The following is a 13,561-nucleotide window of genomic DNA, read 5'->3' on the forward strand; positions in this document are numbered from 1 at the left end:
ATCACCAAAGGTCGTAAGGGAAGGCAGCCAACAGCCCGGCCTGCAGCTTTTCCAGATCGAAATCGCCGTTGCCGCCCAGTTGCAGACACTCCTCCACGCTGTTGCCGGAATGCCATTGCATACGCCCGGTGCCGTTGTAGTAGTCGTCGTACTTGAAGCGATCTTCGCCATTGCCCCAATCCAGATACACCGCCGGGATTCCATAGGCTTCGGCAAGGATCAGGCCGTGCAGCGAGCTGCTGATCACCAACTCGGCGCCAAGCAACGCGCTCATGAAGGTTGCGGGCTTGACGTTGGGAAAGACCAAGTGATCCTTGTACGCGCTGTACTTTTCAACCGGCTCGTTGAAGTGCGGAACGATGGCGAACGGGCGCTTGTTGATCGCACCGAGCGCATCGGCCGGGAAGAACATCGGCGTCAGCAGCCCGGGATCGCCATACACTTCCGGCACTGCGATGCCGCGATCAAGCAGAAACTTGCGCGTCTTCGGCCCACGCACTGCACGGACATCGAGCGTACTGAAGGTGTTGCGCTCGGCAGGAATCTTGCCGTTGATGCCACTACCCCAGACGGTATCGCCGTCTTTGGCGAAGTGCAGTACCGAACCGATCGCGATCAGCTTCTTGCTCAGATCCTGCTTTTCGATCAGCGTCTTGTCCTGCAGGGACAGCACGCAGGAGACGATCACCTTGGACAGGTGATCTCCCATATTCACGCCAGCGTTCTTGGGCTGCCACCAGAACAGCGCACGACGTTCTGCATGTTCTATCCATTTCTGCAGCAAGGCGTTGGCCATAACGTGTGAGTCTCCTAAAGAAAAAATGTGCGCGCATCAATGCGAGAGCGCAGCCTCCGACGAGGCATGCACCGCTGCGCTTTGCTGTGGATACAAACGGGTTTCCGGATACGCACTGGGATCCAGCACGCGATCGGTGGTGTCGGACCAATTCAGGCACTGGCGATAACGCACGCGCGGTGCTTCCAGGGCGCGGCCGATTGCTGCAACGACAGAATCGGCGTTCCCCGGAGTGTAGCCGAAACGCGACTGATACGGCCCCACCACGGCGTTCGGGCACACCGCAGGCAAGCCGAAAAAGTCGTATTGCAGCAACTTCATCGAACTGTCGGCCAGGTAGACCGGCACTTGCTCGGAAGCATACGGCGCAATCCCGAACCGCGCGTGCTTGATATAGCCAATGGTCTCGGCGTGTTTCATCTCGCCATAGACCACCACGTTATCGCCGTAGCCCGGATGCCGGCCCATGCCCGAACCGATCACATGAAACGTCACCTGCGGGAACGCCTTGCTGGCAACGACGAAGAATTCCGGATCGAACAACATCGAACCGACCGCCACTGCGTGGATGCCCTCCCCGTACGGCGACGGGTCGCCGAGTTGATCCAGGTTGTGATCCACGCCATGGCCAACGTGATAGACATTGTCGCGGCTGGCGATCTCCTCTGCCATTGCCGGCGATACCAGTGCAATCACATCGAGCTTGGGCGCCACGCGGTCGAACTCGCGTTCGATATACGACGCAACATTGATCGTGCTCAATCCGTCCGACGCGCGATAGACCAGCTTGGCTGCAGGATTGACGCGCTTGGCCAGCTCGATGAAAGCGACCGCAATGCCGCTTTCGAACACGATCACATCCGCCTCGCGCATCCAGTCGAGCAACTGGCGCGGCGGATGCGCAGCATACCAACGGAACATCGCATCCTCGACCGACCGCAACCATGGACGACGCGTATTGAACGGATGCACCGTCGTGCGCCACAGGTAGCAGTCGACGCCCTTGTGCGAGACGACCTTGTTCGCGGTTTCGTCGAGCGGCAGCCGCATATCGCCCTTCATGCGCGACAACCGGCTGTAACGCAGCGAGAAGAACCGCGTGGTCCCGCGCAACGCCAGTTGATCGGTGATGAAGTGGATATTGGCGCGCCGCGGCGTTCGGTAATCGTGGGCGGACAAGACCAGATAGCAAGGCCGGCGGATGCCGGAAGCGGCGGCGGGTGTGTCGCTCATGGGCCGTGTCCTATGAATGAGTGAGAGAAAGCATGACCGACTGCAGGCGAAGACAATGTCGACTCATCGACGTGCCTTGGCCTGCGTCAGCAGCTTGCGGATGTTGATGATGGCAATCACATCGCGACGGAATGCCGGCCAGATCGCCAAGGCAAGCAGGCAAACGCCAAGCATCGTCACTGCGCCGACAGCCAGTTGCTCCCACAGCGGGCCGCCAACCGTCATGGAGGCGTAATACGCACAGCCACCTGCCACGCCGTAGGCGACCATGGCGCGCAGTGCATTGGTGAACAGGGCTCCGACCGGCGCGTCTGAAATCTTGCCGATCCACAGCAGCGACAGCGGCCACGTCAACAACAGCCCGAACGAATAGCCGATCGCCACACCCATTGCGCCCCAGCGCGAGCCGACGAAGATGCAGGCAATCAGCAGGACGCGACTGACCAGCGAATACACCAGCTGCGCGCGCATCAGTCCCCGCGCAAGGAACACCCAATACGTTGCATAAGCGGCCGTCTGGAAGATACCGCCCAGTGTCAGCACCTGGAAAAGCGGCACCGCCTCACGCCACTGCTCGCCCAGTACCAGCACAATCAGCGGCATCGCCAGCGCGCAGGCGAACGCAAACAGCGCAAAGATCAGGTGCACCATCACGGTCTGCCCGCGCAGCAGGAAGGCACTGAAGCGCTCGCGGTCGTCCTGCAGCTGCGACAACACCGGCAGCGCCACGCTGGTGGCAGGCGCATTGATCTGGTTCAACGGCATCATCAACAACTGGAATGCGCGGTTGTACAAGCCCAGCGCGTCCGGTCCGGTCCGCCAACCGATGATGACCTGGCCCACGTTGCGACTGGCATACCCCAGCAACTGCGCCGCCATCAGGTTCCAGCCGAAACTCATGAAATCGCGCATCGGTGCAGAACGCTGGTAGCCACCCGGCAACCAGCGCGCGCAGCTGGCGGCGATGATGAAATTGACGCCGGCCTGCACCACCTGCTGTACCACCAGCGCCCAGTAGCCCCAGCCCAGCAGCGCAGCAGCAACCGCAGCGCCCAGACCGAGCACCTGCGAGCCCACATCGCTCAGCGCCACCTGCCCGAAGCGCAGCCCGCGGCTCAGATGCGCGCGGTACTGCGTGGTCATGCCGTTGATCAGGAAGGTGATCGCCAGCGCCTGGGAAATCGTCACCAGGGCCGGCTCCTTGTAGAAGTTCGCAATCAGATGCGCCGAGGCGAACACCACCAGCGACAGCAGCAGGCCAATGCCGCTGTTGATCCAGAACAGGTTGTCGCGCTGCTCGCGGCTCACTTGCTTGGCTTGCACAGCCGCGGCCGACAGACCGAAATCGCGCAGGATCTCGGCGGCGCCGACGATGGCGGTCACCATCGCCATCAGACCGTAGTCGTAGGGCGTCAGCAAGCGCGCCAACAGGATGATGCCGCCGAACTGCACCACCATCTTGGCCGACTGCCCCAGCATGGTCACCGCTGCGCCGCCGGCAGCGCGCGACCCCAGGCTGCGCTGTGGCGGTGGCGGCGGTGTGGAAGATGTCATCGTAGGTGTCTCTGCGGTCACAGCGCGGCGTCTCCATCCTTGCCCAACGCTTCCAGATAGGTGCGGTAATGCAACTGCCCGATCCGCGGCCAGTCGCGCTGCGACAGATCCGGTGCCGGGCCGCGTGGCGCAGCACGCACCTTGTCCAGCATGCCGGTCAGCAGCGCGGCATCGAACTCGCCTTCATACAGGAACACCCAACCGGGGCCGACTTCCTCGGCGATGGCCGCGTTGGATTCGCTCCACGGCGCCAGCACCGGGCGCGCCAGCGACAACGCCAGCAGCAAGGTGCCGGAGTTATGCATCTGCCGATACGGCAACACCACCAGTTCGGCCGCGCTGACTTCGCGCGCCAGCACCGGCTCTTCCACGTAGGCCAGCAATGCGCTGATCCGCGGATCCTGCGCGCAGGCGTCCTCCACCAAGCTGCGCATCTGCGGCGTGGCCGGGTTGCCGACGATACGCAGGTTGAGACGCGCATCGTCGACCTCGCGCATGACCTCGATCAAGGTTTCCACGCCTTTGTACGGGCGGATCAGACCGAAGTGCAGCAGCCGTCCGGGCACCGTGTTGCCCTGCTCCATGGTCGCGAACCAGTCGCGATAATGGCCGTGCAGAATCGTATCGGTGAACGGCGGACGTGGCGGCGTGGTCGCATTGATGCGAATCCAGCGCCGCGTCAGCCGGTCGATCCAGCGCAGCAGGCTACGTTCGCGCCAGCCGCGGTCCTCATGCGGCGCAAGATTGTGCAAGGTGCGCACCACCGGCGTGCCGGTCAGCTGCAGCTTGAGCAACAACAACGCAGCGCAGGCCTGCTTGGCCAACGTGCCGGCAGCGGTCGGATGGCGCAGCAGGTATTCGGGCCAATGCAGATGCAACACGTCGTAACGCGACAGCAATGCATCGCGCATCGAAAAGAAGCGCGGATGCACTGCGGCAGGCAGCGCGTCGTAGAGCTGAGTCAGGTACGGATTGGTGTTGGCATTGGGCTTTTCAGTGGAAAACAGCACCGTCACCTGCGGCTGCGTTGCCGCATGCGTCATTGACGCAGGAGCAAGCGCGCTCATCGCACAGCCTCCTGCACGCGCGGAATGCCCAACGCATCGTGGTATTCGTCGACGTAGCGCCCGACCACATGCTTCCAGTCATAGCGGCTCACATAGGCCATGGACGCCGCGCGACGGGTGTCGAAATCGCTGTCGGACTGCAACGCAAGCGCCTGCACCTGATCTGCCGCCGCTTCGATTCTGTCGCGGCTGACGATCACGCCCTGCCCCGATTCGCTGGCGAGCCGCACGAATGGCGGGATATCGCTGAGGATCGGAATCAAGCCCGCACTCATTGCCTCCACTGCCGCGATACCAAAGCCTTCATGCCGCGACAGGCACACGAAGAACTGCGCCTGCTGCATCAATGCACGCAATTGCTCCTGCGAGGGCGACATGCTCAGCTGCACCTTCTCCTGCAGCCCGCGTTGGGCAATTGCCTTGCGCAGATCCGCTTCGTTCAGATCGTACTCGCGGCCGGCAATGATCAGCCGCCAGTGCGGGTCGCGCTTGAGCGCTGCCTGCAACAGCTCCAGGGTTTCGATCAGCCCCTTGTTGACCGACCACCGGCCGAAATACAGCATGGTCCGGCCGGGCGCGGTCGCTCCCTGCCCTGCATATTTCTCTACATCCACCCCGTTTTCGATCACCCGCAGCCGCGCCGGTGCCACCACCCTGGCGAACAGATCGCCATCGTTTTCGCTGGTGGCGATCACCCGTGCATAGGCCAGCGCCGAGGTGCGCGTGAGCGTCTGGAACCACAGCTGCTTCATGCGCGATGCGTAGGCGGTATGGAAAAAACCGCCGTGCGTGGACACCACCATCGGCTTGCCGTGCAGCGGCTTGGTCAATGCCAGATAGTCGTAAAAAAAATCGATGCCATGCAGATGCACAACGTCGGCCGAACGAATCGCACCGAGCACCGAGGGCGCCAGCGGGTAGCGCGACGAGCCGCGATAGCCAATCCGCCGGATCGGCAGCCCTTGGTGCGTGTCCTGCGCCGCAAGCGGCGTACCGGGATTAGTAAACACACGATCCAGCGTCACGATCTCGACCGTATCGGCGCTCGTGGCCTGATGTTGGCGGGCAACATTGAGAACGACCTCTTCCATGCCCCCGATCGAAGGATGGAATTGGCGGACGACATGCACCACTTTCATTACGCCACTCTCCTTTGCCAGCGGCGCGCACTCAGTTGCTGCGACGGCTGATTCTGAAAACTCGTCATTTGCGTTTCAACCCCAACATCCACGGTGCGATCGGCACCAGCACCGCGCGCATCGGCACGCTTACAGCAATCGCGAACGCGCTCAGCCCCAACGCCCAGGCAGGTGTACCGATTGCGCTACGTGCGATCAGGCCCGTACGCGCCACCACGCTGGTGGCCACCAAGAAAACCAGGGTATGCGTGCACAGAATCAGCAAGGTATTGCTACCGATCCATTGCACCCAGCGCAGACGCCGAATGAAATAAGCGACGCAAAACGTCATCGCCGTCCCGAGCAGACTGGCCAGCAGGAAGACGGCCGCCGACTGCCCGAACTGCAGGTTGTTCACGTCCACCTGCCCGTTCCATCCCGCCAGCCACCACCACAGTGCAGCCAACGGCAACAAGGCAAGCGCCCACACCTGCGCGCGCAATGATCGCAACGCATCGGCAAAGCGCGATAGCCAACCGCCGACTGCAATGAAAAACAGCGCCACCGGCAGCACATCCAGCGCGAGCGGCAAGCGCTGCTGCAGCGAAGGGAACCAGCCCGCCCACGCCAACGCGATCGGCAGGCTGATCGCCGCCACTGCGGCCGCACTCAATCGCGCACGCAACGCAATGTAGGCCAGCGTCGTGACAAAGAGCGCTGGCAGAAACCACAGCGCCGGAAGCACATACAGGCGTGACCCGTTGGCCCACAGCAATCCCGTCAGCGGGTGCCACCACGGGCGCGTCTGCGGATGACCTGCATGCCCATCGATCGCAGCAGTCAACAACCACAGCGCATAGGCCACCATGAAAAAAGCGAGATACGGCACCAGCAGCGTGCGCGCCAGCTTCGCGACGGATGCCCCCGTCAATGCCCGATGCCCGAATCGCTCGCCAACCCAACCCGACAACACGAAAAACAGCGGCACATGGAAGCTGTAGGCGAACAGCTTGTACGCTGGGGGCATGCCGCTGGCATGGCCCAGCACCACCAGCGCGATGGCCAACGCTTTGGCGGCGTCGATCTGCCAGTCACGCGTCGGCGCAGGTGCCGTTCTGGCGTCCGCCAAGTGATGCGCACGCGCAGCGTGCGGTGAAGAGGATGTGCTTGTCATGCCAAGGCGCCGCTCATGCCGCCACCCGGCGCGCGCCCAGCGCCCACGGAGCGAAGCGCATCAGGATCCAACGCAGCGGCACGCTGGCGGCCAATGCGAACAGCGTGACAAAGACCGCCCAACCCAGCCCCGGACGCGCCCCACCGAATCCACCAGCCAAGGCAGCAACACCGGAGAGCACGAAGAACACCAACATATGCGTACAAAGAATCAGCAAGGTATTGCGGCCGATCCACTGCAGCCACGCCCAGCTCTGTACCAGCCGCGCCGCGCAGATCACCATCAACGAACCAAGCAACGCGCTAACCAGGAACAGCGCGTGGTTACTTCCGAATTCGAGCATGTTGACGTCGATTCGCCCATTGGCGACAGCCAGCCAGGCCACCGCCAATCCCAACACGACCGTCGCCAGGGCGCTGCCGGCCAAGGATGTCGGCAGGCGTGGCGAAACGTGGATCAGCAAGGCGCCCAATGCGTAAAAGCACAGCGACACCGGTAGCACATCCAAACCGAAAAAAATCCGCACGCGCTGTGTCGGGAACCAGTTCATCCAGAACCACGCCACGATCAATGCCAGCCCCGCGATCAGGATCGGCGCCAGCAGGCGGCGCAAGACCATGTAACTCACCACAGTCACCAACATGACGGGCAAGAACCACAGCGGAGGCTGCACATACAGGTCCGGGCCGATGCCGGTGAACATCGCCACGATCGGCTCCCACCACGGGTGACTTCCCCAGCGCGCAGCCTTTTCGCCGATATTGCGGGTCAATAGCCAATAGGCATAACCAAGCAGATAGAAGGTGACGTACGGCAGCAGCAAGCTGCGTACATGCCTGCCGACTGAGCGCCTGTCCAGCCCAGTCGTGGTCGACGCATAACCCGCTGCCAACCAGCCGGATACCAGGAAAAACAGCGGCACATGGAAGCTATAGGCGAACAAGGTCATGCCATGTGGGACGCCCTTGGCATGACAGAACACCACCAACAGGATCGCAATGGCCTTGGTGGCGTCGATGCGCGGGTCGCGGACGCGACCGCCTGTTGCAACCTGCGCGTCGGCGGCCGGCAAAGCCGACGGCGATGCCGGCATTGCCGACACGCTCATCGTGCTGCTCCCGCAGGCAATGGCAACTGCGCGCCATCTGCCGTTGGATCGTCCTTGATCAAGGCGGTTTGCGCGTCGGACGCAGACCAGGTCGGCAGCATGTGCCACATGCAACCGCAGACAAACCACCACAATGCCGATGTCTTGATCGAGAAGTAACCGTTGGAGACAAGCAGGCTCAAGGCGAACGCAAAGATCGCCAGGTTCTTGAACAGCTGCCCTTCCTTGCTCGGCATCAGCAGCAGGAACGAATAGGCCAGCAGGAAGGCCAGCACGCCCACGATCGATTGCGATGCGATGAAGTACGAAATGCCACTATCGAAGTAACGATACGCCTGCGCAAAATCCAGGCCCATCCAGGATTCGAACGACAGGTTATTCATCGAATAAACGGTGAAGAACACGCGCCCCATCGTGGTGTCCTGGTATGCGGTGATGCCCGTGACCCAGACCAGCAGCCATGCGCTCATGATCACCAGCAGGAACACCAGGAAGGCCAGCCGCTGATCCAACCGTTTCAATAGCGGCGTCAGCAGCACCATCAAGACACAGGTACCCGCCGCCAATCGTCCGTCTGAGGCCACGATCATGAAACCGATCAACCCCACCGACAGGATCAGCGCCGCCGGCCGCATCCAACGCCAGAACACCAGCACGATCGCGGTGAAGAAGCAGATGTAATTACCCATCGTCACCGGCTCGATGAACATCGAAGAGGCGCGCGGCAGATTGGAACCCGGCAGGAAGTTACGCTCGCCCGGCCGTGTTGCGCTGACGAACAGATTACTGTCTTCGTTCCAAAAGCCTTCGGCGCTCATGCCGCGCGCGTTGACGAAGAAGCTCTTCGGATTAATCAGATCGCCGTATTTGACTGGCATCGCCAGCTCGAATGCGGCAACCAGTGAGACGATGATGGTCATGCGGATGAACAGCTTGGGCACCGAGCCCGTGTAGGCAGAGCCAAGCACGACGAAGGCGAACACCACCAGCGCGTCGCGGAAGAACTTGGGGTCGATCTGCCAGTTCACCAAAAACCGCACGAACATCAGCGTAACGATCAACCCGAGCCCGCTGACGATCAGGGCAATGCGTTTGCGGCTCAACGAACCCATGCCAAGCAGGAAGCACGCCGCGTAGACCATGAATTCGACCGCGTAGGTGATTACCGGTCGCACGGTGAACACGTTCGCGTTGATGAACGCCAGCACCAGGTTATAGCCCACGCCGACTAGCAACGTGAGCTCGATCAGCAGGTTATGCCAGCGCACGCGAGTTTCCTCGCTCATTCGAATCAGCATGCAGATGCCCGCTTGAAAGGAGCGGCTGCAATGCAGCCGCCCGCGGCGCCGAACGCGCCTGCTCGCACGCTCCCCACCATCATCAGTACGCGGTCTTCTGTCCGAGCACGCGCACAGCGGTCAGCACGATGATGCGGATGTCCAGCCACAACGACCAACGGCGGATGTAATCGAGGTCGTACTGGATACGCTTCTTCATCGTCCGCAGTTCCGGGGTTTCGCCACGGAAGCCGTTCACCTGCGCCCAACCGGTGATGCCAGGCTTGACGTAGTGACGCTGCATGTAGTGGTTGATCAGCTTTTCGTAGTGCGTGTTGTGCTGCGCAGCGTGCGGGCGCGGCCCGACGATCGACATGCTGCCACCCAGCACGTTGAAGATCTGCGGCAATTCGTCCAAGCTGCTACGACGCAGGAATGCACCGAAACGGGTAATACGTGCGTCATTCTTGGTCGCCTGCTGGATCGTCGTGCCATGGTCGTCGTGCACACGCATCGAGCGGAACTTGAACATGTAGAACTCGCGGCCACCCAGGCCATGACGGCGCTGGCGGAAGAACACCGGGCCGGGCGAGCTCAACTTGACGCCCACGGCAATGGCGGCCATCAGCGGCCACAGGCCAAGCAGCGCGATCACGGCCAGGATCTTGTCCTGCAACGCCTTGGCCACCACGAAATAATTGTCGCGGTCCACCCCGCCCTGGCGCAGATTGATCACCGGCACGTTGCCGATCTGTTCGCCAGACTGATTGAGCAGACCGAAATCGAACAGGTCAGGCACCAGCTTGACGTTGATCGGGTAACGATCCAGGCGCTGCAACAGCTGCTTGATGTGGTCGCGTTCGCCCAGCGGCAGCGAGATCCACACCTGCTCGACCTGGTTTTCCTTCAGATAATCGATCAACGCGTCCGGCTCGCCCAGGCACGGCAATGACTGACGCTGTTCGGTCACGGCAATGTCGTAAGGAGTGCGAAAATAACCGACCAGGTTCATGCCGACCCACGAGTTACGGCTCAGGTAGTGGTTGATTTTCATCACCGGGTGACGCAGCCCCACCACCACCACGCGTTGCACGTCCACGCCCTGGGTACGCAAATGGTTGAGGAAGCCGCGCAGCACCGTGCGTGCCGCCACCAGCGAGGCCAGGCCACCGACGAACCACAAGCCGATCCAACCGCGCGACACCTGCTCGCCCACCTGCACGATCAGCGCATGCACGGCAAACAGCGCGAACACACCGCCGAACGCGCCGCCCAGCACCATCAGTTCGCTCAACAGCCCACGGCCGCGCCAGCTGCGGTACAACGGGAACAACGCAAAGCAGATCACCGAGTACAGCAGCGTGGTGGCGATCGCCAGCCGATACGGCGCGGCTGGCACCCAGGAACCAAACACGATGCGATAAGCGACCAGACCGGACACCACAACCATGGTCAGGTCGAAGACGCGCAAAACCAGATCGGCCGCAGCCGAATATTTGGACAACAATCGCGGCGAGGAAGTTGTGTAAGTCGCGCTACTCAAGTCTGCCAAAAGCATGGGGATGTCCTCCAAACTCGATACGACGCATGCGGGGGAACATACGAATCGCACGCGAGCTTTCAATCATCTCCGCCAAGCGATCACCGCGGTAGAACCTACCGACCCCAGATCACTCGACAGCCCTTTGTTTCAACAGAGACAAACTTTCAAACGAAGGAGCCCGAAACATACGGGATCCCACCTTTTCCACGCTGAATCAGTTGTCACTTTAATTAACCATCGTTTTGCAACATCACGATGTCAGTTCGGCCGCGTTTCCCGCCCATTGACGCGCAGGAAGTACCGCACCAGAGCCACAGCCAAACCTAGGAATACGCCAAAGATCAGGCCCAACGCGAGGTTCAATTTCAGTTTCGGCGAAGTCTTCGACGTAGGCACATCTGCGGTATCGACGATGGTCACGTTGTTGGCGCCGACATTGCCTGCCACACCGATTTCCTTGTAGCGCTGAAGCAGCGCATCGTAGAGCTGACGGTTGGTGTCGACGTCGCGCTTGAGCATGTTGTAACGAATGCTGCGGCTCTGCAGATCCAGCTCGTTGTTCCGCAAGCCGGCAATGCGCTCGTTGAGCAACTGCTCCTGATGCACCGACGCATCGTAGGTCGCCTTCAGCGACTGGCGCACGTTGATGACCTCGCCATTGATCTGCCGGCGCGACTCTTCGATTTGCGCCTTCAGACGCTGCATTTCCGGGTAGTCCGGCTTGAAGGTCGACAGCTTCTGCTGGTACTCGGTGGTGAGACGCACCTGCTCGCTCCGCAGGCTCTGGATCAACGGACTGCTGAGCACCTGAGGCAACGACATGCCATCGCCACTGGATGCCTGACGCCAGGCGGCCTCGGCCTTGATACGGGCGTCCTGCGCAGAAGCCAGCAAGGCGTTGAGATCGGTCAGGTTCTGCGCCGGCAACGAGGGCTTGTCGTCGCCCACCGACACAATCTGCTCATCGGTGGAGTATGCGACCAGCGACTTCTCCGAATCTTCGACCTTGCTGCGCAACTGCTCCAGTCGCTCGGCAAGGAACTTGGTCGCGAACGAGGACGCCTTCATGCGGCGTTCCTGCGTACTGATGATGAACATCTTTGCGTACGTGTTGGCGATCTTGGCCGACAGCACGGGGTCCGGCGAATCGTAGTTGACGTAGACCAGGCGCGAATTGAGGATGGGTTCGACCACCAGGCCGGCCAGCAACGTATCGGTGAGGCTGCGCTCGATGATCGCCTGACGCGAATCAACCGATTTGCCTGCCTCGGGATTCTTGGCTGCGGCCTTCTCCAGTGCCTCGTCCACCTGGTCCTTGAACGCCGGCTCCTTGTCGAGCTTGGCTTCGCGGATCACTGCACGTGCCAGTGAACGGCTCTGCAGCAGCTGATACTGGGTCTGGTAGAAATCGCGATCCTGCGGCGACTCCACCGGCATCAGGTTGTCGACGTTCACCACGTTCAGCGAATCGCGTTCGATCTGCAGCGTGCTGGTCGCGCGGTACTTCTCCGGCATCAGCAGCGTGATGGCCAGCGCCAGCAGCAATGCGCCCAGTGCGATTGCGATAATCAACCAACGCTGCGACACCAGGGCGCGCCAGTAGTCGAGCAACCCCACATCGGCGAGTTCGAGATGCCCGTGACGCTGCGACGAAGAGGAACGATTGTCGGAATTCATGCTCATCGGTAAGCGCGCCACACCATCACAAGAGGAGTCAGTTCCAGCATGGTGCGCAACCACACGCGCGCATCCGAGCGGTACACCACCACGATGTCGCCGCCGTAAATCTCAGGATCGGGGTTGGTTCCCTTCTCGATTTCGGTCAGGTCGAACCGCGCGAGCATCTTTTGCCCATTGACCATGCGGAACACGATGACATTGCCGCGGCTGGCGACCGTGCTCACGCCCTTGGCCTGCGCGATGGCTTGCTGCAAGGTCAGGTTGGCCCCGATCACCGGATAAATGCCCGGCTCGTCGACCGCTCCGGTCACGGTGACGCGACGGCCGTTGGATTCCTGCACGAACACCGACACCTGCGGATTTTGCAGGTAGCCGTTGCGGTACCGGTCGGCCACCATCTTTTCCAGCTCGCCGACGCCCATGCCGGCCGCATTTACGTCGCCAATGAGCGGCAACGAAATGTGGCCGTTCTGATCGATACGGACCTGCCGTTCCAGATCGTCGATCTGGAACACCTTGACCAGCAGCAGGTCGCCTGGCGAGAGCCGATACTCGGGCTGCACTGCGGACATTGCGAGCGGGTCAGGCAGTGGCAACGAGGTCGCCATGTCCTTACCGGTGCTGCAAGCGCCCAGTGTTATCGAGCAGATCAACGCCAGGCTGAGCGCTTGGCAAAATCGTCCGATCAGTTTCTTCATGCGTGTGGCTGGCTGCCTCGGTTGGGTGGGACAGGAGCTCGCGCAGCATTCAACCGGCCAAACACGCCAGCACGAACGTACGACAGAGGATTCATCCCGGGACATCGGGATCACGACAGGTAAGGCGTGTTGCACTGCACTATGGCACAGAAAAATCGCACCGCAAGAGACCGCACGCCATTTTTTTGACAGCGTTGGCCTATTGATTCAAGTTCGTCGATATCGCGTTAACGAACCGTGATCCACGTTTGAATCTGGAGAAAATGTTTCGGAGTGTTTTCGGACACTTAGCACCATTGCGTGATCCAAGTCC

General features: G+C 61.3%; 12 protein-coding genes. 1 reads left to right on the forward strand and 11 read right to left on the reverse strand.

Annotation, left to right across the window (positions count from 1 at the left end; genetic code table 11):
• Nucleotide 1: 1 nt before the first annotated feature.
• The 11 genes from J7396_RS18530 to J7396_RS18580 form a co-directional block, all read right to left on the reverse strand.
• On the reverse strand, nt 2-796 hold the full coding sequence (locus J7396_RS18530) for a polysaccharide pyruvyl transferase family protein (RefSeq protein ID WP_008574556.1): 795 nt from the start codon (nt 794-796) through the stop codon (nt 2-4).
• 36 nt (nt 797-832) lie between these two features.
• Nucleotides 833-2,029, reverse strand: a complete 1,197-nt coding sequence (locus tag J7396_RS18535; protein WP_011347895.1) for a glycosyltransferase — start codon at nt 2,027-2,029, stop codon at nt 833-835.
• Nucleotides 2,030-2,092: 63 nt separating this feature from the next.
• On the reverse strand, nt 2,093-3,583 hold the full coding sequence (locus tag J7396_RS18540) for a lipopolysaccharide biosynthesis protein (protein WP_033478864.1): 1,491 nt from the start codon (nt 3,581-3,583) through the stop codon (nt 2,093-2,095).
• A 17-nt stretch (nt 3,584-3,600) separates the two neighbouring features.
• Entirely contained in the window at nt 3,601-4,650 is a 1,050-nt protein-coding gene (locus tag J7396_RS18545; RefSeq protein WP_184420039.1) for a glycosyltransferase, read from the reverse strand.
• A complete protein-coding gene (locus tag J7396_RS18550) occupies nt 4,647-5,789 on the reverse strand; it encodes a glycosyltransferase family 4 protein (protein WP_209261880.1) in 1,143 nt (380 codons plus the stop codon). Before J7396_RS18550 ends, J7396_RS18545 begins: the two co-directional genes overlap by 4 nt.
• Before the next feature lie 64 nt (nt 5,790-5,853).
• Entirely contained in the window at nt 5,854-6,942 is a 1,089-nt protein-coding gene (locus J7396_RS18555; protein ID WP_209261881.1) for an acyltransferase family protein, read from the reverse strand.
• 13 nt (nt 6,943-6,955) lie between these two features.
• A complete protein-coding gene (locus J7396_RS18560; RefSeq protein ID WP_209261882.1) occupies nt 6,956-8,050 on the reverse strand; it encodes an acyltransferase family protein in 1,095 nt (364 codons plus the stop codon).
• The gene (locus tag J7396_RS18565) at nt 8,047-9,336 is read right to left on the reverse strand and encodes a hypothetical protein (protein ID WP_050541577.1); all 1,290 of its coding nucleotides are present in this window, start codon (nt 9,334-9,336) and stop codon (nt 8,047-8,049) included. The genes J7396_RS18560 and J7396_RS18565 overlap by 4 nt, the downstream gene beginning before the upstream one ends.
• Nucleotides 9,337-9,430: 94 nt before the next feature.
• Nucleotides 9,431-10,885, reverse strand: a complete 1,455-nt coding sequence (locus J7396_RS18570) for an undecaprenyl-phosphate glucose phosphotransferase (protein WP_005920304.1) — start codon at nt 10,883-10,885, stop codon at nt 9,431-9,433.
• Nucleotides 10,886-11,128: 243 nt separating this feature from the next.
• Nucleotides 11,129-12,568 (reverse strand): GumC family protein, encoded by a 1,440-nt coding sequence (locus J7396_RS18575; protein WP_126952708.1) that lies wholly within the window; start codon nt 12,566-12,568, stop codon nt 11,129-11,131.
• Complete coding sequence (locus tag J7396_RS18580) at nt 12,550-13,248, reverse strand: polysaccharide biosynthesis/export family protein (protein WP_005914015.1); 699 nt, start codon at nt 13,246-13,248, stop codon at nt 12,550-12,552. Before J7396_RS18580 ends, J7396_RS18575 begins: the two co-directional genes overlap by 19 nt.
• Between J7396_RS18580 and J7396_RS18585 the strand changes: the two genes are divergently transcribed.
• Entirely contained in the window at nt 13,157-13,489 is a 333-nt protein-coding gene (locus tag J7396_RS18585; RefSeq protein WP_165794859.1) for a hypothetical protein, read from the forward strand. The two genes, J7396_RS18580 and J7396_RS18585, sit on opposite strands and share 92 nt — an antisense overlap.
• Nucleotides 13,490-13,561: the final 72 nt, after the last annotated feature.

This window comes from Xanthomonas sp. A1809 (genome assembly GCF_017746015.1).
GTDB lineage: Bacteria > Pseudomonadota > Gammaproteobacteria > Xanthomonadales > Xanthomonadaceae > Xanthomonas > Xanthomonas euvesicatoria.

Excerpts from the sequence above, each read along its gene's own strand:
- J7396_RS18530 (WP_008574556.1), bottom strand. The coding sequence starts at position 796 with ATGGCCAACGCCTTGCTGCAGAAATGGATAGAACATGCAGAACGTCGT.
- J7396_RS18545 (WP_184420039.1), bottom strand. The coding sequence starts at position 4,650 with ATGAGCGCGCTTGCTCCTGCGTCAATGACGCATGCGGCAACGCAGCCG.
- J7396_RS18580 (WP_005914015.1), bottom strand. The coding sequence starts at position 13,248 with ATGAAGAAACTGATCGGACGATTTTGCCAAGCGCTCAGCCTGGCGTTG.
- J7396_RS18550 (WP_209261880.1), bottom strand. The coding sequence starts at position 5,789 with ATGAAAGTGGTGCATGTCGTCCGCCAATTCCATCCTTCGATCGGGGGC.
- J7396_RS18535 (WP_011347895.1), bottom strand. The coding sequence starts at position 2,029 with ATGAGCGACACACCCGCCGCCGCTTCCGGCATCCGCCGGCCTTGCTAT.
- J7396_RS18555 (WP_209261881.1), bottom strand. The coding sequence starts at position 6,942 with ATGACAAGCACATCCTCTTCACCGCACGCTGCGCGTGCGCATCACTTG.
- J7396_RS18540 (WP_033478864.1), bottom strand. The coding sequence starts at position 3,583 with ATGACATCTTCCACACCGCCGCCACCGCCACAGCGCAGCCTGGGGTCG.
- J7396_RS18585 (WP_165794859.1), top strand. The coding sequence starts at position 13,157 with ATGTCCTTACCGGTGCTGCAAGCGCCCAGTGTTATCGAGCAGATCAAC.
- J7396_RS18565 (WP_050541577.1), bottom strand. The coding sequence starts at position 9,336 with ATGAGCGAGGAAACTCGCGTGCGCTGGCATAACCTGCTGATCGAGCTC.
- J7396_RS18560 (WP_209261882.1), bottom strand. The coding sequence starts at position 8,050 with ATGAGCGTGTCGGCAATGCCGGCATCGCCGTCGGCTTTGCCGGCCGCC.
- J7396_RS18570 (WP_005920304.1), bottom strand. The coding sequence starts at position 10,885 with ATGCTTTTGGCAGACTTGAGTAGCGCGACTTACACAACTTCCTCGCCG.